Source organism: Phaeovulum veldkampii DSM 11550 (assembly GCF_003034995.1).
GTDB classification, from domain to species: Bacteria; Pseudomonadota; Alphaproteobacteria; order Rhodobacterales; family Rhodobacteraceae; genus Phaeovulum; species Phaeovulum veldkampii.
Genome location: NZ_PZKF01000007.1, coordinates 40,147 through 65,082, shown reverse-complemented (window position 1 = coordinate 65,082; position 24,936 = coordinate 40,147). Strand labels below are relative to the sequence as shown.

The 24,936-nt window shown below is 67.2% G+C and carries 22 protein-coding genes; 5 read left to right on the top strand and 17 right to left on the bottom strand.

From position 1 onward, the window contains the following. Window positions 1–6: 6 nt before the first annotated feature. The 9 genes from murD to C5F46_RS04515 all read right to left on the bottom strand — a co-directional run bounded on the left by murD (window position 7) and on the right by C5F46_RS04515 (window position 10,880). Window positions 7–1,416: a UDP-N-acetylmuramoyl-L-alanine--D-glutamate ligase gene (gene murD, locus C5F46_RS04555; RefSeq protein ID WP_107324178.1), complete on the bottom strand. Its 1,410-nt coding sequence runs from the start codon at window positions 1,414–1,416 to the stop codon at window positions 7–9. 113 nt (window positions 1,417–1,529) lie between these two features. Then, window positions 1,530–2,612 (bottom strand): phospho-N-acetylmuramoyl-pentapeptide-transferase, encoded by a 1,083-nt coding sequence (gene mraY / locus C5F46_RS04550; RefSeq protein ID WP_107324177.1) that lies wholly within the window; start codon window positions 2,610–2,612, stop codon window positions 1,530–1,532. A 36-nt stretch (window positions 2,613–2,648) separates the two neighbouring features. Continuing rightward, a complete protein-coding gene (locus C5F46_RS04545; RefSeq protein WP_107324176.1) occupies window positions 2,649–4,070 on the bottom strand; it encodes a UDP-N-acetylmuramoyl-tripeptide--D-alanyl-D-alanine ligase in 1,422 nt (473 codons plus the stop codon). After that, a complete protein-coding gene (locus C5F46_RS04540; RefSeq protein WP_107324175.1) occupies window positions 4,070–5,551 on the bottom strand; it encodes a UDP-N-acetylmuramoyl-L-alanyl-D-glutamate--2,6-diaminopimelate ligase in 1,482 nt (493 codons plus the stop codon). The genes C5F46_RS04545 and C5F46_RS04540 overlap by 1 nt, the downstream gene beginning before the upstream one ends. A 48-nt stretch (window positions 5,552–5,599) precedes the next feature. Then, entirely contained in the window at window positions 5,600–7,381 is a 1,782-nt protein-coding gene (locus tag C5F46_RS04535) for a peptidoglycan D,D-transpeptidase FtsI family protein (protein WP_107324174.1), read from the bottom strand. Next, the gene (gene ftsL / locus C5F46_RS04530; protein WP_107324173.1) at window positions 7,378–7,725 is read right to left on the bottom strand and encodes a cell division protein FtsL; all 348 of its coding nucleotides are present in this window, start codon (window positions 7,723–7,725) and stop codon (window positions 7,378–7,380) included. The genes C5F46_RS04535 and ftsL overlap by 4 nt, the downstream gene beginning before the upstream one ends. Beyond that, window positions 7,725–8,702: a 16S rRNA (cytosine(1402)-N(4))-methyltransferase RsmH gene (gene rsmH, locus C5F46_RS04525; protein WP_107324172.1), complete on the bottom strand. Its 978-nt coding sequence runs from the start codon at window positions 8,700–8,702 to the stop codon at window positions 7,725–7,727. Before rsmH ends, ftsL begins: the two co-directional genes overlap by 1 nt. A 3-nt stretch (window positions 8,703–8,705) precedes the next feature. Then, window positions 8,706–9,209, bottom strand: coding sequence for a division/cell wall cluster transcriptional repressor MraZ (mraZ, locus tag C5F46_RS04520; protein ID WP_107324171.1), 504 nt, complete (start codon window positions 9,207–9,209; stop codon window positions 8,706–8,708). A gap of 609 nt (window positions 9,210–9,818) precedes the next feature. Further along, window positions 9,819–10,880 carry an Mrp/NBP35 family ATP-binding protein gene (locus C5F46_RS04515; protein ID WP_107324170.1) on the bottom strand — a complete coding sequence of 354 codons (1,062 nt, stop codon included), beginning with the start codon at window positions 10,878–10,880 and terminating at the stop codon, window positions 9,819–9,821. A gap of 250 nt (window positions 10,881–11,130) precedes the next feature. Here C5F46_RS04515 and C5F46_RS04510 point away from each other — a divergent pair, with 250 nt between their 5' ends. Then, the gene (locus tag C5F46_RS04510) at window positions 11,131–11,346 is read left to right on the top strand and encodes a DUF1127 domain-containing protein (RefSeq protein ID WP_107324169.1); all 216 of its coding nucleotides are present in this window, start codon (window positions 11,131–11,133) and stop codon (window positions 11,344–11,346) included. Between the two features lie 401 nt (window positions 11,347–11,747). After that, window positions 11,748–12,533 carry a 23S rRNA (adenine(2030)-N(6))-methyltransferase RlmJ gene (rlmJ, locus tag C5F46_RS04505; RefSeq protein ID WP_107324168.1) on the top strand — a complete coding sequence of 262 codons (786 nt, stop codon included), beginning with the start codon at window positions 11,748–11,750 and terminating at the stop codon, window positions 12,531–12,533. Window positions 12,534–12,569: 36 nt separating this feature from the next. Here rlmJ and C5F46_RS04500 read toward each other — a convergent pair whose 3' ends face one another. The 6 genes from C5F46_RS04500 to ftsY form a co-directional block, all read right to left on the bottom strand. Then, window positions 12,570–14,942: an ATP-dependent helicase gene (locus tag C5F46_RS04500; RefSeq protein WP_107324167.1), complete on the bottom strand. Its 2,373-nt coding sequence runs from the start codon at window positions 14,940–14,942 to the stop codon at window positions 12,570–12,572. A gap of 121 nt (window positions 14,943–15,063) precedes the next feature. After that, on the bottom strand, window positions 15,064–16,161 hold the full coding sequence (gene folE2, locus C5F46_RS04495) for a GTP cyclohydrolase FolE2 (protein WP_107324166.1): 1,098 nt from the start codon (window positions 16,159–16,161) through the stop codon (window positions 15,064–15,066). Between the two features lie 83 nt (window positions 16,162–16,244). Next, on the bottom strand, window positions 16,245–17,420 hold the full coding sequence (gene metZ / locus C5F46_RS04490) for an O-succinylhomoserine sulfhydrylase (RefSeq protein ID WP_107324165.1): 1,176 nt from the start codon (window positions 17,418–17,420) through the stop codon (window positions 16,245–16,247). A gap of 74 nt (window positions 17,421–17,494) precedes the next feature. Next, entirely contained in the window at window positions 17,495–18,097 is a 603-nt protein-coding gene (locus C5F46_RS04485) for an inner membrane-spanning protein YciB (protein WP_107324164.1), read from the bottom strand. A 9-nt stretch (window positions 18,098–18,106) separates the two neighbouring features. Next, window positions 18,107–19,006: an EamA family transporter gene (locus C5F46_RS04480; RefSeq protein WP_107324163.1), complete on the bottom strand. Its 900-nt coding sequence runs from the start codon at window positions 19,004–19,006 to the stop codon at window positions 18,107–18,109. Window positions 19,007–19,096: 90 nt separating this feature from the next. After that, window positions 19,097–20,413, bottom strand: a complete 1,317-nt coding sequence (gene ftsY / locus C5F46_RS04475) for a signal recognition particle-docking protein FtsY (RefSeq protein WP_107324162.1) — start codon at window positions 20,411–20,413, stop codon at window positions 19,097–19,099. A gap of 158 nt (window positions 20,414–20,571) precedes the next feature. Here ftsY and C5F46_RS04470 point away from each other — a divergent pair, with 158 nt between their 5' ends. Together C5F46_RS04470 and C5F46_RS04465 are read left to right on the top strand one after the other, a co-directional pair. Then, a complete protein-coding gene (locus C5F46_RS04470) occupies window positions 20,572–21,078 on the top strand; it encodes an acyl-CoA thioesterase (protein ID WP_107324216.1) in 507 nt (168 codons plus the stop codon). Between the two features lie 76 nt (window positions 21,079–21,154). Then, entirely contained in the window at window positions 21,155–21,559 is a 405-nt protein-coding gene (locus tag C5F46_RS04465) for a hypothetical protein (protein ID WP_107324161.1), read from the top strand. 10 nt (window positions 21,560–21,569) lie between these two features. On the opposite strand, the gene xseA is transcribed toward C5F46_RS04465, so the two are convergent. Continuing rightward, window positions 21,570–23,126: an exodeoxyribonuclease VII large subunit gene (gene xseA, locus C5F46_RS04460; RefSeq protein ID WP_107324160.1), complete on the bottom strand. Its 1,557-nt coding sequence runs from the start codon at window positions 23,124–23,126 to the stop codon at window positions 21,570–21,572. A 28-nt stretch (window positions 23,127–23,154) separates the two neighbouring features. After that, entirely contained in the window at window positions 23,155–23,529 is a 375-nt protein-coding gene (locus C5F46_RS04455; RefSeq protein ID WP_133618375.1) for a peptidoglycan-binding protein, read from the bottom strand. Window positions 23,530–23,646: 117 nt separating this feature from the next. Between C5F46_RS04455 and purD the strand changes: the two genes are divergently transcribed. Next, complete coding sequence (gene purD, locus C5F46_RS04450) at window positions 23,647–24,909, top strand: phosphoribosylamine--glycine ligase (RefSeq protein ID WP_107324158.1); 1,263 nt, start codon at window positions 23,647–23,649, stop codon at window positions 24,907–24,909. Window positions 24,910–24,936: the final 27 nt, after the last annotated feature.

The window sequence follows — 24,936 nt, the reverse complement described above, 5'->3', positions numbered from 1 at the left end:
GGCGCGTCAGACGGCCGACCCAAGCTGCGCCACGACCAGCGCAGTGAAATGCTCGCCACGCTTTTCAAAATTGGGATATTGGTCGAAACTCGCGGCAGCGGGCGCCAGCAGGACGGTATCACCCGGCTCGGCCTCGGCCGCGGCGCGGGCCACGGCGCGATCCATCGTTTCGCAGATTTCCTGCGGCACATCCCCCAGTTCCAGCGCAAAATCGCGGGCCGAATGTCCGATAAGGTAAGCTTTCACCACCGCGCCCAGATAGGGTTTCAGCCCCGATATCCCCCCCTCCTTGCCCAAGCCCCCGGCGATCCAGCGGATGCGCGGAAAGGCTTGCAGTGCCTTGGCGGCACTATCGACGTTGGTCGCCTTGCTGTCGTTGACGAACCGCACACCGCCCGCCTCGGCCACGGTCTGGCTGCGATGCGGCAAGCCTGCAAAGCTGCGCAGCCCTGCCTCGATCTCGCGCGGGGCCAGGCCAAGGCTGCGGGTCGCAGCCCAGGCCGCACAGGCGTTCTGGTGGTTATGCGCGCCGGGCAGGCCCGCCATGTCGCGCAGATCGACCGAGGCCACCTGTCGCCCCCTGCGCCATTCGCTCAGGAACCCTTTGCGGGCAAAGACCGACCAGCCAAAATCGCCCAACTTACGCGCCGACGACACGCGGATGACCCGGTCATCCTCGCGCGCGGTGGCGATCTGGTTGGCCAGATACACCCCCTCGGGTTCATCCACGCCAATCACCGCGCGGTCGGGGCCGCCCTCGGCAAACAGCCGCCGCTTGGCGGCGAAATAGCCGCCGATGCCGCCGTGGCGGTCCAGATGGTCGGGGGAAAGATTGGTGAAAACCGCCACATCGGGCGTCAGCGCGCGGGCCAGATCGGTTTGATAGCTGGACAGTTCCAGCACCACCACCTCGCCCTCGGCAGGCGGGTCAAGGTCCAGCACCCCGCGCCCGATATTACCCGCCATCTGGGTGGGACGGCCGGCCGATTTCAGAATGTGGTGGATCAGCGCCGTGGTGGTCGATTTGCCGTTCGAGCCGGTGACGGCCACCACCTTGGGCGTCTGATCGAACCCGTCCCAATCATCAGTGGCGAAAGAGCGAAAGAACAGACCGATGTCATTATCGACCGGCACCCCCTCGGCCATCGCGCGGGCGATAAGCTTGTTCGGTGCGGGGTATAGATGCGGGATGCCGGGCGAGACGATCAGGGCCGCCACCTCGCCCCAGGCGGTGGCGCGGGTCAGATCGTGGCAGACAAAGCCCGCGGCTTCGGCGCGGGCACGCGCCTCGGGGCTGTCGTCCCAGCACAACGGCTCGGCCCCGCCCGCGCGCAAGCTCGCTGCGGTGGCCAGCCCCGAGCGGCCCAAGCCCAGCACTGCAACGCGTTGTCCCTGATAGCCCTGCACCGGAATCATCTGACACCTCTTGTCGCAAGCGGGGCGCTGCCCCGCACCCCGGGATATTTCAGCCAAGATGAACGGCAAAGCCCCCGTGGGGTGCGCCTTCAGGCGCACCGCTCACCCAACTTTCACCGCAGTTTCAGCGTGGCCAGACCGATCAGCGCAAGGATCAGCGACACGATCCAGAACCGGATCACCACCTGCGGCTCGGCCCAGCCTTTCTTTTCGAAATGGTGGTGGATCGGCGCCATCAGGAATACGCGCTTGCCGGTGGCCTTGAAATAGCCCACCTGAATGATGACCGACAGCGCCTCGACCACGAACAGGCCGCCGACGATGGCAAGCACGATCTCGTGCTTGGTGCAGACCGCGATCGCCCCCAGCGCACCGCCCAGCGCAAGGCTGCCAGTGTCCCCCATGAAGACGGCCGCGGGCGGCGCATTATACCACAAAAACCCGAGACCCCCGCCCACCAGTGCCGCTGTAAACACCAGCAACTCGCCGGTGCCGGGCACGAAATGCACGCCCAGATAGGTGGTATAGTCGATCCGGCCCACCGCATAGGCGATGACGCCCAGCGTCGCCGCCGCGATCATCACCGGCATGATCGCCAGCCCGTCAAGCCCGTCGGTCAGGTTGACCGCATTGGCTGCGCCCACGATCACGATCATCGCAAAGGGCACGAACAGAAAGCCCAGATTGATCAGCGCATCCTTGAACACCGGCATCGCAAGCTGATTGGTCAGGTTGTCGGGGTGGACCCAGGCCGCCAGCCCGCCGGCGACCGCCGCAATCACCAGCCCAGCCAGGAACCGGATACGCGAGGACACCCCCTTGGTGTTCTGTTTGGTGACCTTGGCGTAATCGTCAGCAAAGCCGATCAGCGCGAAGCCCAGCGTCACCCCCAGCACGATCCAGACATGGGGGTTATCAAGCCGTGCCCAAAGCAGCGTCGAGACGACGAGCGCCGAGAGGATCAGCAGCCCCCCCATCGTCGGTGTGCCCGCCTTGGCGAAATGGCTTGCCGGCCCGTCGTCGCGGATCGGCTGGCCCTTGCCCTGCTTGCGTCGCAAGATGTCGATCAGCGGGCGCCCGAACAGGAAACCGAAGATCAGCGCGGTAAAGAAGGCCGCCCCCGCGCGGAAGGTGATGTAGCGGAAAAGGTTGAAGAAATCTCCGCCATCCGAAAGGCTTGTCAACCAGTAGAGCATTGCTGCATTCCCTCTCTCGCGCGCCTGCGGCTGCGCTTAGCCCGCCTGCCCGAGTTTTTTCAGCGCGTCAACCACGAGACTGACCTTCGACCCTTTCGAGCCTTTCACCAGAATCACATCGCCCGCATCGGCCAGATGATGCGCCCGCGCGGCCAGATCGGCGGCATGGCCGTGCCATTCGCCCCGCCTGTCGCGCGGCAGTGCCAACCAGAGCGCGCGCATCCGCTCGCCTGCGCAATGCACCAGATGCACGCTGGCCATGGCCGGATGCGCGGCCAGCGCCGCATGCATCACCGCCTCGTCGGAGCCGAGTTCCAGCATGTCGCCCAGAATCGCGATGCGTCGGCCCTTTTCCACCCGGCCCAGCCCATCGCGCGGTTGGGCCGCGGCCAGCACCTCCAGCGCCGCCGCCATCGAGGCGGGGTTCGCGTTGAAGGCGTCGTCATAAAGATCAAAGCTCTGCGCCTCGTCGATGGCATCGAGCACCACGCGCTGACGCGCGCCGCGGCCCGCGGGCGGCGCCCATTGCCCAAGATCGCAGGCCGCCACCGCCGGGTCGGCACCCACCGCCTCGGCCAGTGCCAGCACGCCCAGCGCATTCATCGCAAAATGCCGCCCCGGTGTGAGCACCTTGAACAGCAAGGGCTGACCCGCGCGTTCGGCCTGAACGATGGTCACATCCTGCGCGATACGGGCAGCGATCAGGCGGTAATCATCCCCCGGCTCGGTGCCAAAGCGCAGCACCCGGCCCGCACCTGCGGCCGCCGCGGCAAGGATCGGGGTGACCGGCAGGCCGGAGGGGATCACCGCCACGCCACCTGGTTCCAACCCCTCGAATATCGCGGCTTTTTCATGGGCGATGGCATCGACGTTGGCGAACGCCTCCAGATGGGCGGCGGCGACGGTGGTGATCATCGCAGCATCGGGGCGGGCCATGCGGGCCAGGGGGGCGATTTCGCCGGGGTGGTTCATGCCGATCTCGATCACGGCAAAATCGGCGTCCGGCGGCATCCGCGCCAGCGTGATCGGCACGCCCCAGTGGTTGTTGAAGCTGGCCTCGGCGGCGTGAACCCGGCCTTGCGCCGCCAGCACGGCGCGCAACATCTCTTTGGTCGAGGTCTTGCCGACCGATCCGGTGACGGCGATGACGCGCGCCCGCGTGCGCGCCCGGCCCGCGCGGCCTAGGGCCTCCAGCGCGGGCAGCACATCGGGCACGATCAACAGCGGGTCAGCCTCGGAACAGCCCTCGGGGATGCGGCTGACAAGCGCGGCGCCAGCGCCCTTTTTCAACGCATCGGCCACAAATTCATGCCCGTCGCGCGCGTCTTTCAATGCCACGAACATCTCACCGGGGCGGATCGTGCGGGTGTCGATCGACAGGCCGGTGACGGCAAAGGGCCGCGTCGCGCGACCGCCGGTGGCGGTGGCAGCATCTGCCGATGTCCAGAGCGCGGGCATCAGATTTTGCCGTCCAGCGCGGCCACGGCGACACTGGCCTGTTCGGCATCGTCAAAGGGGTAGATGTCGGTGCCGATCACCTGGCCGGTTTCATGCCCCTTGCCGCAGATCAGCAGCGCATCCCCCGGCCCCAGCGCATCGACCGCGCGCAGGATCGCCTCGGCGCGGTCGCCGACCTCGCTTGCCTCGGGGCAGCCCTGCATCACGGCGGCGCGGATGGTGGCCGGGTCTTCGGTTCGGGGGTTGTCGTCGGTGACATAGACCACATCGGCATTTTCGGCGGCGGCACGGCCCATCAGCGGGCGCTTGGAGCGGTCGCGGTCACCACCGGCACCGACAACGGCCACGATGCGCCCCATCACATGCGGGCGCAGCGCCTTCAGCGCCGTTTCCACCGCATCGGGGGTATGGGCATAATCGACAAAGACCGCTGCCCCATTGGCCCGCGTCGCGGCCAGTTGCATGCGCCCGCGCACGGTGGTCAGCCGCGGCAGCACCGCCATTACCGCCTCGGCCCCGGCGCCGCAGGCAAGCGCCAGCGCGGCCGCGGTCAGCACATTGCCCGCCTGAAACCCGCCGATCAGCCCCAGCCGCACCAGATGCACCTGGCCCTGCCAGTAAAACCGCAAATCCTGCCCGGTGGCATCGAACCGCTGGTTCGATATCCGCATCTCGGCCCGGTCGGAATAACCAACCCCGATCACCCGATGCCCGCGCCCGCGCGCGGTCAGCGCGACCTCCATCCCCAGCGGATCGTCAAAATTCACCACCGCGGTGCCGTCTTCGGGCAGGATGCGGGTGAACAGGCCCAGCTTGGCCTCGAAATACGCATCCAGATCCGCGTGATAGTCGAGATGGTCTTGCGTCAGATTGGTGAAAGCCGCCGCCCGCAGCCGCACCCCATCCAGCCGCCGCTGCTCCAGCCCGTGCGAAGAGGCCTCCATCGCCGCATGGGTCACGCCTGCGGCGGCCATTTCGGCCAGCAGGCGGTGCAGGGTTATGGGTTCGGGCGTGGTATGGCTGGAGGCTGCGGTAAAGGCGCCCTCAACGCCGGTGGTGCCGATATTGGCGGCCTCCAGCCCCAGCGCGGCCCAGATCTGGCGGGTGAAACTGGCGACCGAGGTCTTGCCATTGGTGCCGGTCACCGCCACCACCGTCTCGGGCTGGGCGCCAAACCACAGCGCGGCGGCAAAGGCCAGCGCCTGCCGCGGATCTTCGGTCACCACCAGCGCAACCGACGACCCGGCCAGCGCGGGCGCCGCGATCTCGGCCCCGGCGCGGTCGGTCAAAATCGCCGCAGCCCCCCGATCGAGCGCCGCGCCCACATAGCCCGCGCCATGCACCGCAGCCCCCGGCAGGGCCGCAAACAGACACCCCGGCACCACCTTGCGGCTGTCAACCGCAAGGCCGGTCAGCCGCGCCTCGCGCCCGCCCTGCGCGGTCAGGCCCAGTTCGGCCAGAGATTTCACCGCTTCTGCCATATCTTGTGCCCCCTGCCCCCAAGGGGCCATAATCGGCCGCGCCGGGCCTTAGTTGTGCACAAGTGTTAGCGCATCCGGGGCAGCCGGTTCAACCTCGGGCCGCAGACCGAGAAGCGGCGCGGTGCGGCGGATGATTTCGGCACCGACGGGCACAGCCGTCCAGCCCGCGGTGCGGCGCGGCTCGTTGCCTGCGGTTTCCACCGGCTCGTCCAGCGTGGTGATCAGCACATATTTCGGCGCATGGGCCGGAAATACGCTGGCGAATGTGGCGATCACCTTGTCCTTGTAATAGCCGCCCGAGGGCTTGGCCTTGTCGGCGGTGCCGGTCTTTCCGGCCACGGCATAGCCCTTGACGTCACCGAACGAGGCGGTTCCGCGGGTCACCACCTGACGCAACATGTTCATCGACTCGCGCGCGACGGCGGGCGACATCACCTGCGGTCCCGGCTCGGCGCCCGCCCCGTGGATCAGCGTGGGTGACACCTTGCGCCCGCCGTTGGCGATGGTGGCATAGGCGGCGGCCAGATGCAGCGGGCTGGCCGACAGGCCGTGGCCATAGGAAATGGTCAGCGAGGAAATGTCGCTCCATTTGGCGGGCAACAGCGGCTTGCCGGTGGGTGCCTCGACCAGTTCGACCGGCGTAGGTTCCAGAAAACCGAGGCTGCGCAGGAACTGCTGCTGGCGTTCCGGGCCGACCATCATGGCGATGCGCGCGGTGCCGATGTTGGAACTTTCCACGATCACATCGGTGACCGACAGGCGCGGGCCGTAATCGTGGAAATCGCGGATGCGGTGACGGCCCCATGTCAGCGGGCCCTTGGTGTCGATCATCGTTCCGGGGTTCACCAACCCCAGATCCAGCGCCTGTGCCACGGCAAATATCTTGAAGGTCGAGCCCAGTTCATACACCCCCTGCACCGCACGGTTGAACAGCGGACTGTCAGAGGCATCGCCCTTGGTCAGCGGTGACGGGCGGTCATTCGGGTCATAGTCTGGCAGGCTGGCCATTGCCACGATCTCGCCGGTGGCCACCTCCATCAGAATGGCGGTGGCGCCCTTGGCGTTCATCAGCTTCATACCACCGGCCAGCACCTCTTCCATCGCCGATTGCACGGTCAGATCCAGCGACAGCGTCAGCCCCGCCCCGCCGTTGCCGGGGTCGCGCAACCAGCCATCAAAGGCCTTTTCCACGCCCGCCACGCCCACGATCTCGGCCGAACCCACGCCCTCGCGGCCAAAGCTAGCACCGCCCAGAATATGCGCGGCCAAGGCACCGTTGGGATAAAGCCGCATCTCGCGCGGGCCGAACATCAGCCCCGGATCGCCGATATCATGCACCGCCTGCATCTGTTCGGGCGACATTTTCTTTTTGATCCACAAGAACTTGCGTTCGCCGGTAAAGTCGCGCGTCAGGCGGGCGACATCCAGATCGGGAAACACCTTCGCCAGTTCTTGCGCTACCCGCACCGGGTCCACCATCTGCCGGGGCTGGGCGTAAAGCGAATGGGTCAGCAGGTTGGTGGCCAGCACCCGCCCCTTGCGGTCGGTGATGTCGGCGCGCTGGGTCAGGATCGCGGCGCCCGAGGTTGCCACGCGCGGCTCGGCCGGTTCGGTAGCGGCCAGCGCGCCCATCCGGGCGCCCACTGCGCCGAAGGCCACCAGAAACACTGCCGCCAGCACCAGAAGCCGGCCCTCGGCCCGGCCCTTGGCCTTGTCGCGCGCCTCTTCGCTGCGCAGGCGGCGATTTTCGCGCTCGATCGCATCGGGGTTTTCGCCCTTTTCGCGGGCTTGCAGAATACGGGCAAGCGGGCGCAGCGGTGTGCGGATCATGGCTGAACCTCCGGGCGGGCAGCGGTATCGACAGGATCAAGAACCAGCGGCAGATCGGGCACGGGGTGCGCCACCTGCGCCAGCGCACCGAATTGTTCGGGCGCCAGCGGCAGCAGCGCCAACCGTTCAAAATTCAGGTTTGCCAGTTCGCGCAACCGGTCGGGGCGGTTCAGATAGGCCCATTCGGCGCGCAAGACGCCCAGTCCCTCGCGCAGGCCCGCAATCTCGCCCTGCAACCGCTCCATCCGATCCAGCGACGAGCGGGTGCGGTAATTCTCGCCATAGGCCCAGAACGCCAGCCCCATCACCGAAACCGCGGTCATCAGGTAGATCAGGTTGCGCATCAGCGGGCTCCGGTCAGGGCGGGGGCGGGCAGGCCAAGGGTCGCGCGGTCGGCGCGACCCGCGGGGGCATCGGTGCGGCGGGCGACGCGCAGCTTGGCCGATCGCGCGCGCGGGTTTTCGGCCAGTTCCTGCGCATCGGGCGCGATTGCCTTTGATACATGGTCGAATGCAGGCGTCACCGCCGCACGGGCCGGGGCATAGCGGCTGCCCTGCGCCTCGGCGCCGGACCGGGCCTGAAGAAAGCGTTTCACCACGCGGTCCTCCAGCGAATGAAAGGTGACGACAGCCAGCCGCCCGCCGGGTTTCAGCGCGCGTTCGGCAGCCTCCAGCCCCGCGATCAACTGGCCGAATTCGTCATTCACCCAGATGCGAATGGCCTGAAAACTGCGGGTGGCAGGGTGACTTTGGCCCGGCTTGGGGCGCGGCAGGCACCGCTCGATCACCGCCACCAGTTGCAGCGTGGTTGCAAACGGGGCGGCGGTGCGCGCCGCCACGATCGCCCGCGCGATCCGGCGCGAGGCGCGTTCCTCGCCGTAATGATACAAGATGTCGGCCAGCGTCGCCTCGTCGACGGTGTTGACCAGATCGGCAGCGCTGGGGCCGCGGGCGGCCATGCGCATGTCCAGCGGCCCGTCGCGCAGGAACGAAAACCCGCGTTCAGCCTGATCAAGCTGCATCGACGACACGCCAAGATCAAGCACCACACCGTCCAGCGGTTCACCGGCCAGGGTATCAAGGTCGGAAAACGTGCCCTCGACCAGCCGCAGCCGCTCGCCCAAGCCCCCCGCCCAGGGCGCGGCCATGCGGAACACCGACGGGTCGCGGTCGATGCCGATCACCCGGTCGGCCCCGGCAGCCAGCAGGCCGCGCGCATAACCACCCGCGCCAAAGGTGCCATCAAGCCAGACACCAGAGACAGGCGCGACCGCCTGAAGGAGCGGTCGCAACAAAACAGGAATATGCGGCGCCTCGGTCACGGCCTAGTCCCCGCTCAGCGCCGGAAGATGGATCAGCGGGTCATAATCACGCGGCCGCTGCGCGGCGCGTTCGGCCACGCGCAGGGCCTGCTCGGCCTCATGGGTCGCCGGATCCCATATCTTGAACGAGGTGCCCGACGACACAAAGAACGCCTCGGCCTTCAGCCCGATCTTTTCGCGCAACTTCTGCGGCAGGCCGATGCGACCGTCGTCATCCACCTGCGCCTCGTAGGATTGACCATACATCAGTTCTTCGATCTCGATGCGATGGGCCGAGCCACGCTGCATCATGTCGATCTGCCGGTCGATTTCAGCGATGGCTTCCATCGTATAGACCTCAAGCCATTTCCGCTCGGGGCCGCCATAAACGATGACGATGTTGGGCCGATTGCCAGAGGTCCAGTCGGGGTCGCAGGCCTCGATCACGCGGCGAAACGGGGCCGGGATGGAGACGCGACCCTTCGCATCCACCTTGAATGTTTCCGACCCTCTGAACCTGCGTGCCACTGGCGCGCTCCTGTTCTCGCTCCCGTTTCATGCGAAACGGCGGATCGGGCCGCTGCCACTGCCCGATCCGCCGCCCTCGTCCCATCACTGGGCCCATTGCTGGGTATATCCGGCTGCACCGCCACCCGGGGGGATGTCTGCTCGCGCGCGCGCCGGATCGTTCTGTCGTGAAAGCCGACTGCCTGTATGAAGCCTGCTATTGTTGTTTTTGGTTCGGGTCTTGGTGCCCGCTGGGTCTGCTTTCTCGATGGCCTAGAGATGACATGGGATTTTACGGGAAGCAATAGAAATCTGGGCAGGAAATGCGCGGCCAACCTTGGGCTGCAATGGGAAAACAGGGGCAACCAGCGCCTCAGGCAGAGGGGCCTGCGCAGGTTTAGATGGGCAACCAGAAAAAACCACAAAATGTGGGCCCTCGATCTCGATCCCAGACAGTGCCACAAAATCCCGAAATTTGAGCAGACCGGGCCTGCATACAGGCACCCAAATGCACGAGGCGCCCATTTCACAATGAAAAGCGCCTGGAAATCCCGTGAATTCATCAAGTGATTCGGGCAAAGTTCGCCCGCTCAGCGCAGCGGTGCCATGAATTCCCGCGCAGCCTGCGGTTCAGGCCATGCCATCGCCCACCAGCCGCGCCGCAAGCCGCGCATAGGCCTCAGCCGCCGGACCATCACCCGCAGCGATCGGCGTGCCCGCATCGCCCGCCAGTCGCACCGACAGGTCCAGCGGCAATTCGCCCAGGAACGGCAACCCCAGACGCCCGGCCTCGGTCGCCACGCCGCCATGACCGAAGGGATGCGCCTCGTGGCCGCAGTTGGGGCAGACATAGGTTGACATGTTCTCGATCAGACCCAGCACCGGCACCTTGAGGCGCACGAACATGTCGATGGCGCGGCGCGCGTCGATAAGCGCCACGTCCTGCGGGGTCGAAACCACCAGCGCCCCGGTCAGCACGGTTTTCTGTGCCAGCGTCAGTTGCACGTCGCCGGTGCCCGGCGGCAGGTCGATGACGAGCACATCCAGATCGCCCCACGCCACCTGAAACAGCATCTGCTGCATCGCCCCCATCAGCATCGGGCCGCGCCAGATCACCGCCTCGTCAGGCTTCAGCATCAACCCCAGCGACATCAGCTTCAGCCCATGCGCCTCGACCGGCACGATCATATGCCCGTCGGGCGAGGCGGGGCGCTTCGACACACCCATCATCCGAGGCTGCGAAGGGCCGTGAATATCGGCGTCCAGCAGCCCGACCCGGCGCCCCGCGCGCGCCAGCGCCACCGCCAGATTCGACGCCACGGTGGATTTGCCCACCCCTCCCTTGCCCGAACCGACCAGCAGCACCCGCGCCACCCCCGGCACCGGTTGTGGCCCGGCCTGCGGCGTGGGATGACCGCCGATCTTTGGCCCCGATTTCGGCCCCGGCCCCGGCGCCGTGGTCAGCACCGACACCGACACCACCCCCGGCATGGCGCGGATCGCAGCCTCGATCGCGGGGCGCACCGCCTCCAGCGCGCGGGCCTCGTCGGGCGTGGGGGCCTCAAGCACGAAGCGCACCACCCCGCCCTCCACCGCCAGAGCGCGCACCAGATCGCGCGACACCGGAGTGCCGCCGCCCGGCAATGCAAATGCAGAAAGAGCGGTGGCGACGGCTTCTTTGGTAACAGTCATGTGACACTCCAGCGCATGGATTTTCACAAATGTGGCGGTTTTCGCACCAAGGGCAAGGGATCATATCAAGCCCGCATAAAGTTTGGGCAATTCCCCCTGCGTCAGCCCAAAATAGGTCAGTATTCGTTATGCGCTTTCTGCATGGCAGCATTGAGCCTGCGGGCCATTGTGCAGCCGCAGCATTGGCGCCATCTTTAGTCCAACAGTAGGGGCGCAACGCCGCTCGCATCACCACATACGGGCAGCGTCAATGGCTCTCGCACATGATATCCGCAGCGTCGAACATGGTCTGGCCGACCGGATCGCTGCCTTCGTTTCGGGCCTTTCCGAGGCGCGCCAGCGCCGCAAGGTCTATCGGCAGACGCTGCGCGAACTTGCAGCGCTCAGCACCCGCGAGCTGGCAGATATGGGCCTGCATCGTTCGATGATCACGCGGGCGGCGCTGGAAGCCGCCTACGGCAAGTAAGGTTTTCCTGAGGCCCCTCCTCCTCCCTGGGCCTGGGATCAAAGGCGGCCCCCCTCCTCCTCCCTGGGGGCCGCCGCAAAATTCGGGCCACCCGGCCCGCACGACAAGCGCAGACCCCCTCCTCCTCCCTGGGGTCTCGTGACGAAGGACGGCGGCCCCCTCCTCCTCCCTGGGGCCGCCGCGCTTCGCCCTCGAACACCGGGCTTCGGCCCGCACGGCAAGCGAAAGGCCCCTCCTCCTCCCTGGGCCGATCGTTACAGGCGGCGATCTCCTCCTCCTCCCTGAGGTCGCCGCCACTCTATCCCGTGGCCCCCTCCTCCTCCCTGGGCGCCGCCGCTTTTCATTCCGGCTCTTGCACCCGACGCAACGACGGGGCATCCCGAGCGGGTCAGGGGGAAATCATGCTGTCCTATCAACACATCTATCACGCCGGAAATCTGGCCGATGTGCACAAGCACGCGCTGCTGGCATCGATGCTTGACTATCTCACCCGCAAGGACAAACCGCTCAGCTATCTGGAAACTCACGCCGGGCGCGGGCTATACGCGTTGGATGCGCCCGAGGCGGTGAAAACCGGCGAGGCGGCGCAGGGCATAGCGCGGGCCGAGGCGTTGGGCTGGTTTCCGCCCGACCACCCGCTTGCCCGCGCGCTGGCCGCAACCCGTGCGGCCCACGGGGCCACGGCCTATCCCGGCTCGCCGCTGATCGCGGCACTGTTGCTGCGGCCCACCGACACGATCCATCTGGCCGAGTTGCACCCGCGCGAGGGGGCGGCGCTGACCGCCGCGCTTGGCCCCCACGCCCATATCCACGCCCAGGACGGTTTGCAGATGGCGCTGGCGCAAACACCGCCCACCCCGCGCCGCGGGCTGATGCTGATCGACCCCAGCTATGAGGTGAAATCCGATTACACAGCGATACCCAGGGCGATCAGCCAGATCGCGCGCAAATGGAACGTGGGCACCATCGCGCTGTGGTATCCAATCCTGACATCGGGGCTGCATCTCCCGATGCTGGCCACGCTGCGCGCCGCCCACCCCGAGGCGCTGGTGCATGAGGTGCGCTTTGCCCCCGCGCGCGACGGGCACGGCATGGTGGGTTCGGGCCTGTTCATCCTGAACGCACCCTGGGGAACCGAGTCCGAGGCCACGCGCCTGACCACGCGTTTTGCGGGGCTGACCGGATAAGTCGAGGCCAGGACCGCGACTCATCGGATATCCGCATCAGAACGGCACGTCGTCCGCCGCCGTGGCCGCCACTACGAAACCGGCCAGCAACTTTTTCTCGCCAGCCTTGTCAAAGGCCACCGTCAGCTTGTCGCCCTCGGTGCCGGTGACGGTGCCATAGCCGAATTTCTGGTGAAATACCCGGTCGCCCGGAGCAAAGGCCGAAACCGCCTCGGCGTCGATCACCAGCCCCCGCGCCTCGCGCGGGGAGGCCATGGGGCGGCTGCCCGCGCGCTCGGCCATACGCTTCCACCCTGGCGAATTATAGACATCGGCGCGCATGGCGCGATCTTCGATCCCGCCACGGGTGGCCCCGAATGCCATGCCCGCCGCACCATAGCCGCCGCCATACAGCCCCGGCGGGGTCAGCACATCCACATGCGCCTCGGGCAATTCGTCGATGAAACGTGACGGCAACTGGCTTTGCCACTGGCCATAGACCCGACGGTTTCCGGCAAAGGAAATGGTGCACAGCTCCTCAGCGCGGGTGATGCCCACATAGGCCAGCCGCCGTTCTTCCTCCAGCCCCTTCAAGCCGGTCTCATCCATGCTGCGCTGGCTGGGAAACAGCCCCTCCTCCCAGCCGGGCAGAAACACCACCGGAAACTCCAGCCCCTTGGCGGCATGCAACGTCATGATGCTGACCTTTTCGGCCGCATCTTCCGACTCGTTGTCCATGATCAGCGCGACATGTTCGAGAAAGCCTTGCAGATTCTCGAATTGCTCCAGCGCCTTGACCAGTTCCTTGAGGTTTTCCAGCCGCCCCGCCGCCTCGGGCGTCTTGTCGGCCTGCCACATGGCAGTATAGCCCGACTCGTCCAGTATCGCCTCGGCCAGTTCGATGTGGCTGCCGCCCGCCCGCACCGCCTGATGCCAGCGCCCGGCGCCCGCCACCAGCTCGCGCAGTGCAGCGCCCCCCTTGCCGCCGATCGCACCTGCCTGCACCGCCAGCGCCGCACCCTCCAGCAGGCTCACCCCATTCTGCCGCGCGGTCAGTTGAATTACCTGCTGTGCCTTGTCGCCAAGGCCGCGCTTGGGGGTGTTGACGATCCGCTCAAAGGCCAGATCGTCCTCGGGGCTGACCGCCAACCGGAAATAGGCCATCGCATCGCGAATCTCCAGCCGCTCATAAAACCGTGGCCCGCCAATCACGCGATAGGGCAGGCCGATGGTCAGGAACCGGTCCTCAAAGGCGCGCATCTGGTGGCTGGCGCGCACCAGAATGGCCTGCCCGTTCAGGCCCACGGGCGCCATCCCGCGGGTGCCGCGCGCCAGCGCCTCGATCTCCTCGCCGATCCAGCGCGCTTCTTCCTCGCCGTCCCAATGGCCGATCAGACGCACCTTCTCGCCGCCCCGCGCCTCGGTCCACAACGTCTTGCCCAGCCGCCCCGCATTGGCCGCGATCAGCCCCGAGGCAGCGGCCAGAATATGCTCGGTCGAGCGGTAGTTCTGTTCCAGCCGCACCACCTTGGCGCCCGGAAAATCCTTTTCGAACCGCAGGATGTTGCCCACCTCGGCGCCGCGCCAGCCGTAGATCGACTGATCATCGTCGCCCACGCAGCAAATGTTGCGATGCCCCTGCGCCAGCAGCCGCAGCCACAGATATTGGGCCACGTTGGTATCCTGATACTCGTCCACCAGAATATATTTGAACCGGCGCTGATACTGTTCCAGCACATCAGGCTGAGCTTGAAAGATCGTGACCATGTGCAACAACAGATCGCCGAAATCGGTGGCATTCAGCGTGCGCAACCGCTCCTGATAGGCAGCATACAACTCGCCCCCGCGGTTGTTGAAGGCCCCAGCCTCGCCTCCCCGCACCCGATCAGGCGTCAGCGCGCGGTTTTTCCAGCCGTCGATGATCCCGGCCAACTGGCGCGCGGGCCAGCGTTTTTCGTCGATATTGGCGGCCACGATCAACTGCTTGAGCAGACGGATCTGGTCGTCGGTATCCAGAATCGTGAAGTTCGACTTCAGCCCCACCAACTCGGCATGCCGGCGCAACAGCTTGGCGCAGACCGAATGGAAGGTACCAAGCCACGGCATCCCCTCCACCGTCTGGCCCAGCAGGCGGCCAATCCGCTCCTTCATCTCGCGCGCGGCCTTGTTGGTAAAGGTCACAGCCAGAATATCGCCGGGGCGGGCGTGCCCGGTGGTCAGCAGATGCGCGATCCGCGCAGTCAGCGCCCGTGTCTTGCCCGTCCCTGCCCCGGCCAGCATCAGCACCGGCCCCTCCAGCGCCTCGACAGCGGCGCGCTGCGCGGGGTTCAGCCCGTCCAGATAGGCCACAGGCCGACCCGCCGCCATGGCACGGGCCGACAGGCTCAGGCTGGCCCTCTCAAAGGCGTCGTCTTCGTCAAAACCGCTCATGGCACCATGATTACAGCGCCCGCGCAACAAGGCCAAGCCATGTTCTTCAATTGTTCATGGCTTTCATCTTGGCGCAAATATCCTCGGGGGGCGCGGGGGGCAGACGGCCCCCCGCTCCGCGTCATCCGTGGTGAATGAGGCTGGCAAACAGCCGCGGGTCCAGGCTTTCCGCCGCAAAGGTCGGCCCCTCGGTCAGCAGGCTGACCGCATCATGGCTGTGCAGGCTTTCCTGATGGCTGGCCAGCACCCGGAAATCGCCCACCCGCCAATCGGCCAGCAGAACGCCTGCAAAGGCGCGCGCGGCATCCTCCACAAAGATCGGATTGGCGGCGTTCAGTTCGGCGAATGCCTGCTCGTCCTCGCGCTTTACCATCACCTGCGTTTCGGTTGGCACCGCGGCGCGGGCCATGTCGATCAGGTCTTCGAACCACAGCACACCGCCCGGTTCCACCACCACCGAGATCCGCGCGACCGAGCGTTGCGAATGCGGCGTGGCCAGTTGACCGCGGGTGGCGCGGGCATGTTCCGACAACTCCAGCGAGCACGGGCAGGTCGAGGAATAGACATAATCCAGATGCACGATCTTCTTGCGCACGCCGGCCCGTTCCACCACCTCCAGCGCGATGTTGTAATACTGCCATCCCGCAAGGCCCGACCGCAGCGAGCCCACCGTCATCGGGAAGGAAAACCGCATCTGGATGCGCGCGTCAAAGCTGCCCAGGTCAGCCTTGTAGTCATCCAGCGCCGCCTCGATCACATCAAAGGAAAAGGTGCGTTCGGCATGGGCATAAAACGACCGCATGATGCGGCTCATGTTGATGCCCTTCTTTTCCGCCTCAAGGCTGACGGTGCCCGTCACGCTGGTTTCCAGCGTCAGGTCGCCGTTGTCGCGGGTGTGGTAGCGGATCGGCAGGCGGAAGTTGGAAATCCCCACATGCTGGATCTGGGTCTTGGCACCCACGATCAGGCTGGCGGGGCCGTTTTGCAGATCGGGCAGCGTGGCCTTATAGGCCGCATCGGCCCGAAACTCCTCGGGGTAGCGGCGCGACAGGTCGGGGTAACTGGCCCCTTCACGCCCCGGCAGCAGCCGTGCGATCACCGGGTCAAGCGTGGCGATCTCGGTCTCCGTCGCCGCCATCGCCCAGGCGCGCAGGCGCTCCAGCGCCTCTTCGGCCTCCTGGCGGTCGGGTGCGTGGCTGATACGGCCCTGAATGTTCATCTCGGCTCTCCCCTGATCCGGCGCCTCCTGTAATGTGGGGGCGCATCCGGTTTTGTCCAAGGGAATACGCATCAGGGGCAAGATCAGATCATATCCAGCGCGCGTGTCACATCAGCGACAATGTCGGCGGCATCCTCGATGCCCAGCGACAGCCGCACCAGCCCCGGCGTGATGCCCAAGGTGACCTTTTGGTCGGCGGGCAGGCGCTGATGGGTTGTCGTGGCCGGATGGGTGGCGATGGATTTGGCATCACCCAGATTGTTCGACAGCGTGAACACCCTGAGCGCGTTGAGAAATCTGAACGCCGCCGCCTTGCCGCCCGCCAGATCAAGCGCGACAATGGTGCCGCCGTGGCGCATCTGTTCCAGCGCCAGCGCATGCTGCGGATGGCTGGCCAGCCCCGGATAGATCGTGCGGGCCAGCGCCGGGTGGCCTTCGACCGCCTGCGCCAGCGCCTGCGCGCTGGCCGTCATCGCGCGCACCCGCAGCGCCAGCGTTTCCATCCCCTTCAGCATGACCCAGGCGTTGAACGGGCTGATCGAGGGGCCAAGATGCTTCAGGCAGGGTTCCACCGTGCCGCGGATCAGATCGGCACTGCCGCAGATCACCCCGCCCAGCACCCGGCCGCCGCCGTCGATATGCTTGGTCGCCGAATAGATCACCAGATCGGCCCCCATTTCGGTCGCGCGCGACCCGACCGGGGTGGCAAAGACGTTGTCCACGATCACCAGCGCGCCCGCGGCATGGGCGATCTCGGCAACCGCCTTGATGTCGATCACCTCCAGCGTCGGGTTCGAGACGGATTCAAAGAACACCGCCCGCGTGCCCGGCCGCACCGCCGCGCGCCAGGCATCCAGGTCGCGGCCATCGACCAGCGTCACCTCGACGCCAAAGCGGCGGAACATGTCCAGCACGATCAGGCACGACCCGAACAGCGCCCGCGCCGCCACCACATGATCGCCCGCCTTCAGAACCGACACCAACACTCCATGCACCGCCGCCATGCCACTTGCGGTGGCAAAGGCGTCTTGGGTGCCCTCGACCGCGGCCAGACGTTCCTCGAACATCCGGGTGGTGGGGTTGGCGTAGCGCGAATAGATGAATTCATCCTCACCCAGCGCCTCGAACCGCGCCTCGGCGGCTTCGGCGGTCGCATAGACATAGCCCTGCGTCAAAAACAGCGCCTCGGACATCTCGCCATACTGGCTGCGCCGGATGCCCGAATGCACCAGTTTCGTGCCTGCCTGCCACTCGTCCATTGCCGCCCCCTTGCGTCGCGCTGTCGCGCGGATAGCGCGCGAGGCGGGGCGGGTCAACCGGGGCGGCGGCGCCGTCAGCCCTCGTCGCGCTCGATCCCGTGGCGGGCAAACAGCCGCGCCTGCGCCATGAAGAACCCGAACATCAGCAGCGGCAGCCCGAAGGTCTTGAAGTTGACCCAGGCCTGATCGGACATGCTGCGCCAGACGATTTCATTGGCCACCGCCAGCGCCAGGAAAAAGCCCGCCAGCCGCAGGGTCAGAATGCGCCAGCCCTCGGGCGTCATCGGCAGCACATCCTCCATCACCAGTGCCAGCCACGGCTTGCCACGCAGCAGGCCAATGCCAAGCAGGCCCGCGAACAGCAGATAGATGATGGTGGGCTTGATCTTGAAGAATTTGGGGTCGTTCAGCCATACCGACAGCCCGCCGAACACCACCACCAGCACCAGCGTCACCACCTGCATCGGTGCCAGCCGCCCGGTCAGCCGCCAAAGGATGCCGGTGGCCGCCACCATCAGCGGAATGAACAGCGCGGTCGCCAGCACAAAGCCCGAATAGTCCGTGCCAAGGATCGTGAAGGTCTGATCCTTCAGCTTCACAAAGGCCACGAAGAAGGCCAGAAGCGGCCCGAATTCCAGCCCGAGCTTGAGCCAGTGGTTGATCTTCCTGCCTGCCATTGCCATCCCCTATCCTGCCATTTCCACAATCACCGCCCCCGCCGCGATCAGCGCCATCAGCGCCGCCCGCACCGGCCCCACCTTTTCGCCCAGCACCAGCCAGCCGATCAAGGCGGCGAATACGGTCGAAGTTTCGCGCAGCACCGCCGCCTCGCCGACCTTGTCCAGCCGAGTGGCCAACATCACGCAGCCAAACGAAAAGAAAGCGACAACCGCCCCGATCATGCCCCGGCCCACCAGCGGCAGCAGTTCCGACGACCCGATCCGCGCGATCCGCCGCCAGGCGAGCGCGGGCATCAGCCAGGCATCGACCACGAAAAACCACGCCAGAAAGGTGAACGGGTCGGCGGTGGCGCGGATGCCGTAGGCGTCATAGGTGGTATAAAGCGCGACGAACAGCCCCGTCAGCACCGCAAAGGCCAGCGCGGGCACCATCGTGTCACGCTCCAGCGTGACGGTGCGCAGGTTGTAGGCGGCCAGCCCGAAGATGCCCGCCAGAAGCACCCCCACCCCGCCCCATTGGCCGGGCGAGAAATGCTCGCCAAACAGGAAACCCGCACCGATCACCGTGAACAGCGGCCCGGTGCCGCGCACCACCGGATAGACCACCGTATAGGCGCCGCGGTCATAGCTGGCCGCCTGCGCCAGCTTGTAGCCCGCGTGGATCACAAAGACGCCCGCGAAGATCGGCCACATGTGCGGCTCGGGCCAGGGCACGACAAACAGCGCCACCGGCAGCGCCATGACCCCATAGCAAAGGTCGATCATCGCGCGTGACAACCAAGGGTCATGCCGCCCCTTTTGCAGCGCACCGAAAATGGCATGCAGCACCGCCGCCGCCAGCGCCAGCAGCATGGCGACGTTGTGGCCCGCCGCCGTGCCCTCAAGGCCGACCAGCCAGGCACTCATTCAGCGCAGCATCCCGCCAACGCGGCGAAGACGGGGGGCCGTCTGCCCCCCCGCACCCCCCCGAGGATATTTGCGCCAAGATGAAGGAGATCACGGATCAAGGCCGACAAGCGCGCGGGCATAGTCTTCGGGGTCGAAGGCATCGAGATCGTCGATCTGTTCGCCCACGCCGATGGCATGGATCGGCAGACCGAAACGGTCAGCCAGCGCCACCAGCACGCCGCCCTTGGCGGTGCCGTCGAGTTTGGTCATCACGAGGCCCGAGACATCGGCGAGTTTGCGGAAGATTTCCACCTGGCTGAGCGCGTTCTGCCCCGTGGTGGCATCCAGCACCAGAATCGTATTGTGCGGGGCGCTGGGGTCTTTCTTGCGGATCACCCGGACGATCTTGGCCAGTTCTTCCATCAGGTCGGCGCGGTTTTGCAGCCGCCCTGCGGTGTCGATCATCAGCAGGTCGGCGCCATCGGCCTGGGCGCGGGTCATCGCGTCGAAGGCGAGGCTGGCGGGGTCCGATCCCTCGGGCGCGGTCAGCACCGGCACACCGGCGCGGGTGCCCCAGACCTGAAGCTGTTCGACGGCAGCGGCGCGGAAGGTATCGCCGGCGGCGATCACCACCTTCTTGCCCGCGGCGCGGAACTGGCTGGCCAGTTTGCCGATGGTCGTGGTTTTTCCCGAGCCGTTGACGCCCACCACCAGCACCACCTGTGGCTTGGTGGGGTAAAGCGGCAATGGCCGCGCAACGGGTTCGAGGATGCGGGCGATCTCATCGGCCAGAAGGCCCTTGATCTCGGTCACCGAGAGGCGTTTGCCCATCCGCCCTTCGGCCAGGTTGGCGACCACGCGCAGCGCCGTTTCCACGCCCATGTCGGCCCGGATCAGCACCTCTTCGAGTTGCTCCAGCATCGCGTCATCCAGCTCGCGACGGGGTTCGGCGGGGTCGTCGGAGCGCGAGAAAATCCGCCCGAACAGCCCCGGCTTGCCGGGTTCCGGCTGGCGCTCGGGCTTTGGTTCGGAGGCTGTGAGCAGCGGAGAAACGGGGGGCGCGGCGGGACGCACCGGCTCGGGGGCGCGGGCATCGGCGGGCGGGGCCGCAGGGGCGGGCGCCGATGCCGGGGGCGGGGGTGCCACCGCGAGGGAGGGCGTCAGCAGCAACGGGGGCGCCTCGGCGGCAGGCGCTATTGGCATCTGCGGCGGCGCGACCGGGGCCTCGGGCGCGGCAGACGGCGGAACCGGGGCGGCGGCATTCGGGGCCTCGGGCGCGGGCGGCTCGGCACGCGGCGGCGGGGCGGGTTCGGGCGCTGGTGTCTCGGGCTCTGCCGGGGCCTCGGCGACGATCGCGGCCAGATCCTCGTCCAGCCGCGAAGACGATTTGGTCAGCTTGGATCTGAGCTTTGAGAAGAACGACATCGGCACCCCCTTTGGCGTTTCCCCTCACCTAATCCTTCCCGCGCCCCGAGGGAAGGCCGCTTGTCTGCCCGCACCGCCGCATCCTGCCGCAGCGCGGCCTGACTTTACCGTTGCGCGCAACTGTGATCTATCCGCGCAAAACCGCACAGGAGCCGCGCATGACCGACGACCGCCACCTTGAAATGACCGTTCTGATGTCGCCCGACATGGCCAATTTCAGTGGCAAGGTGCATGGTGGCGCGCTGTTGAACCTGCTTGACCGCGTGGCCTTTACCTGCGCCTCGCGCTATTCGCGGCGTTATGCGGTGACGCTGTCGGTCGATCAGGTGGTGTTCAAGGAGCCGATCCATGTGGGTGAATTGGTGACATTCCTTGCCACCATCAACTATGCCGGCCGCACCTCGATGGAGGTGGGCATCAGGGTCGAGGCCGAGAATATCCGCACCGGCCTGCGGCGGCACACCAATTCGTGCTACTTTACCATGGTGGCGGTGGATGACGAGGGCCGCGCCGCCAATGTGCCGCCACTGTCGCTGGAAACCGAAACAGAACGCCACCGCCACCGCGCGGCGGAACTGCGGCGCACGCTGCGGCGCGAAATTGCCGCCCGGCTGGAACGGGTGGCCGAAACCGGTCGCGATGACGAGGCCCCTGCCGCGGGCTGAGGTCGCCAGATCGCGCAAACGGCACTTTGCCGACCCGCGGCTTTGGGGCAAGCTGACGCCAAATGCGGAGTGTCCCATGCGCGCCCCTGCCCTGTTGCCTGCCCTTGGCCTGATCCTGCTGGCGCTGCCGCTGGGCGCCGAAACGGCGATGACCGCTGCCGAATTTGACGCCCGGACGCTGGGGCGCACCATCACCTACAGCCAGTCGGGCGTGATCTACGGGGTTGAGCAATATCTGCCGGGGCGGCAGGTGCGCTGGGCTTTTGAAGGCGGCGAGTGCAAGACTGGGCACTGGTTCGAGCAGGGGGGGATGATCTGTTTCACCTATGACAACCAGCCCGAACTGCAATGCTGGACCTTCCATGACCAGCCCGAGGGGCTGATGGCACGGTTCTGGGGGGCGCCCGACGATACACCTCTGATCTCGCTTGAGGAAAGCGCCGATCCACTGGCCTGCGCCGGCCCCGATATCGGGGTTTAGGGGGCGCGGCTCAGAACAGGCTGCCCTGATCGGGGCCGCCCCGCGGCGGCTTGGGCTTGCGCAGGCGGGCACCGCCCTGGGACGCGGGCGGCGGCGCGGCGACCGGATCGGGAACGGTGGGCACAACCGGCAGGCGGCCATCGTGAAACTCGATCTCCAGCGCAGCCGCCGCCGCGGCCGCGCTGGCAGAGCTGACAAGCCCCCCCGCCCCCCGCACCACCGCATAGCCGCGCCGCAGCGTTTCGGTATAGCCCAGCGTCAGCCGCATCCGGTCCAGCCGGTCCAGCCGCTCCGACAGCGCCGCCAGCCGGGCCTGCGGCGCCGCCGCCAGCCGTTCGGCCAGAGCCACCAGCGCAGCGCGGTTGCGCAGGTTGGCGCGCGCGTTGTCGGTGCGGGTGCGCGCCAGCGCGGGCGCAAGGCGCGCCGACCAGGCATCAAGCCGCCGCCGTTCTTCGACCATGAAGCGGCGCAGCAGATCGGGCCGCACCAGTGCCGCCAAGGGCGAAAGGCGCGCGCGTTTCTGCACTGTCAGCCCCCGCAGCGCCGGATCGAGCCGGTCAGCCCACAGGTCGAACCGCTGCCGCGCGGGCGCCAGCAGCGCCTGCGGCCGCCCCAGCCCGCGGCCCAGATCGACCAGCCGCTGCCGCCGCATCTGCGCCCGCGTCATCACCGCCCGGCCCAGCCGGGCGCCGGCCTCGGCGGTGCGCGCCAACAACTCCAGCCGCACCGGCACCGCAAGTTCCGCCGCTGCCGTGGGCGTGGGCGCGCGCAGGTCGGCGGCATGGTCGATCAGGGTGGTGTCGGTTTCATGCCCCACTGCCGAAATCAGCGGAATCCGGCTGGCGGCCGCCGCGCGCACCACGATTTCTTCGTTGAAACCCCAAAGGTCTTCCAGACTGCCGCCGCCGCGCGCCACGATGATCAGATCGGGCCGCGGCACCGGCCCGCCCGGCGCCAGCGCGTTGAAGCCACGGATGGCGGCCGCCACGTCGGCCGCGCAGGCCTGCCCCTGCACCGCCACCGGCCAGACGATCACCCGGCGCGGAAACCGCTCGCGCAGGCGGTGCAGAATGTCACGGATCACCGCCCCCGACGGCGAGGTGACAACCCCGATCACGCCGGGCAGGAACGGAATGGGCTGTTTGCGCACGGCATCAAACAGCCCCTCGGCCGCCAGCGCCTGACGCCGCTTTTCCAGCATCGCCATCAGCGCGCCCGCGCCCGCAGGCTCCACCTCATCGACCAGAAGCTGATATTTCGACTGGCCGGGGAAGGTGGTCAGCCGCCCGGTGGCGATGACCTCCATCCCCTCTTCGGGGCGCACCTGCATCCGCGCCACCTGCCCCTTCCAGCTGACCGCGGCCAGAACCGAGCGGTCGTCTTTCAGGTCGAAGTAAAGGTGCCCCGAGGCGGGGCGCGACACACGCCCCACCTCGCCGCGCACCCGCACGCGGGCAAATTCGCCCTCGATCACCCGTTTGACCGCGCCCGACAACTCGGACACGGTAAACTCGGGCGCGTTTCCTGCGCCAGAGCCAGCCAGCGGCTCGATCAGGTCATCGGTCATAGGTGCTCCACGGGAAGGTTGCTGCGGTTCAGCAGCTGTCGCATTCGTCGCCTTCGCCATAGAGATACCGGGCCAGCGCCCCCGAGGCCAGCCCCTCGCAAAAGGCGGCGGCCCCCGGCGCGGTCAGCAGATCGGGGCGCACCGCCCCGCGCGAATTGTAAGCGATGAACCCCGCCGCGGCAGCCAATGCCGCCTCGGTTGCCGGGCCGTAGCGCCCGTCGATCACGCCATCGTAAAAGCCCCCGGTCTGCAACTCGGTCTGGGCACGCTTGCGGCGACCCTCGGTCAGCGCCTCGAAAGCCTGACGCAGAGCCAGCGCGTTGAACGGCGCGGCCTCTTGCGCCCGCAAGACAGGCGCCACCGCGACGGCGGCCAACGACAGCAGAAATACACGCCGGATCATGTCATCCTCCGCACTATCCCGGCGCCAATGGTGCCAGCGCGGGCCGCGGCGCGCAAGACGCTTGCCCCCTGCCCGGCCAGCGCCTAGAAGCCGGGCAAACGGCAGCGGGGGCATCCGATGAACATTCTGATCCTGGGCGGCGGCGGGCGCGAACATGCGCTGGCCTGGGCCGTGAAACAGAACCCGAAATGCGACCGGCTGATCGTGGCGCCGGGCAATGCCGGGATCGCCGCACTGGCCGAATGTGCCAGCATCGATATTTTGTCGGGCGCGACCGTGGTCACCTTCTGCGAGGAAAACGCCGTTGATTTCGTGATCATCGGCCCCGAGGCGCCCCTGGCGGCAGGGGTGGCCGATGCGCTGGCGGCAGCGGGTATTCCCGCCTTCGGCCCCTCGGCCGCCGCGGCGCGGCTGGAGGCATCCAAAGCCTTCACCAAGGATATCTGCGGCGCCTGCGGCGCCCCCACCGCGGCCTGGGCGCGGTTTGATCAGGCCGAACCTGCCCGCACCTATATTCGCGCCAAGGGGGCGCCGATCGTGGTCAAGGCCGACGGGCTGGCAGCGGGCAAGGGCGTGATCGTGGCAACGACCGAAGCCGAGGCGCTGGCCGCGATCGACGACATGTTCGGCGGCGCCTTCGGAGCCGCGGGCGCCGAGGTGGTGATCGAAGAGTTCATGGCAGGCGAGGAGGCCAGCTTCTTTGTGCTGTGCGATGGCGAAACCGTGCTGCCCATCGGCACCGCGCAAGACCACAAGCGCGTGGGCGACGGCGACACCGGCCCCAACACCGGCGGCATGGGCGCCTATTCCCCGGCCCCGGTGCTGACCGAGGCCGTGGCGCAGCAGGCGCTGGACGAGATCATCCGCCCCTGCATGGCGGAAATGGCCCGGCGCGGAACGCCCTACCGGGGCGTTCTGTATGCGGGGCTGATGATCGAGAACGGCCGCGCGCGGCTGGTTGAATACAACGTCCGCTTTGGCGACCCGGAATGCCAGGTGCTGATGCTGCGGCTGGGGGCGCAGGCGCTGGATCTGATGCTGGCCACCGCCGAAGGGCGACTGGCGGGCTGCAAGGTGAACTGGGCCGAGGATCATGCGCTGACGGTGGTGATGGCGGCACGGGGCTATCCGGGCGATTACGTCAAGGGCACGGTCATCCGCGGGCTGGAGGCGCTGCCGCAAAGCTCGTCGCGGGTGGTGTTCCACGCCGGCACCGCCGCGCATGAGGGTCAGATCGTGGCCACCGGGGGGCGGGTGCTGAACGTCACCGCCCGCGGCACCAGCCTGGCCGAGGCGCAGGCGGCGGCCTATGCCATGGTTGACGTCATCGACTGGCCCGAAGGGTTCTGTCGCCGCGATATCGGCTGGCGCGCGCTTTAAGCCGCGCCGCCCGAGAGCGGCACCTGC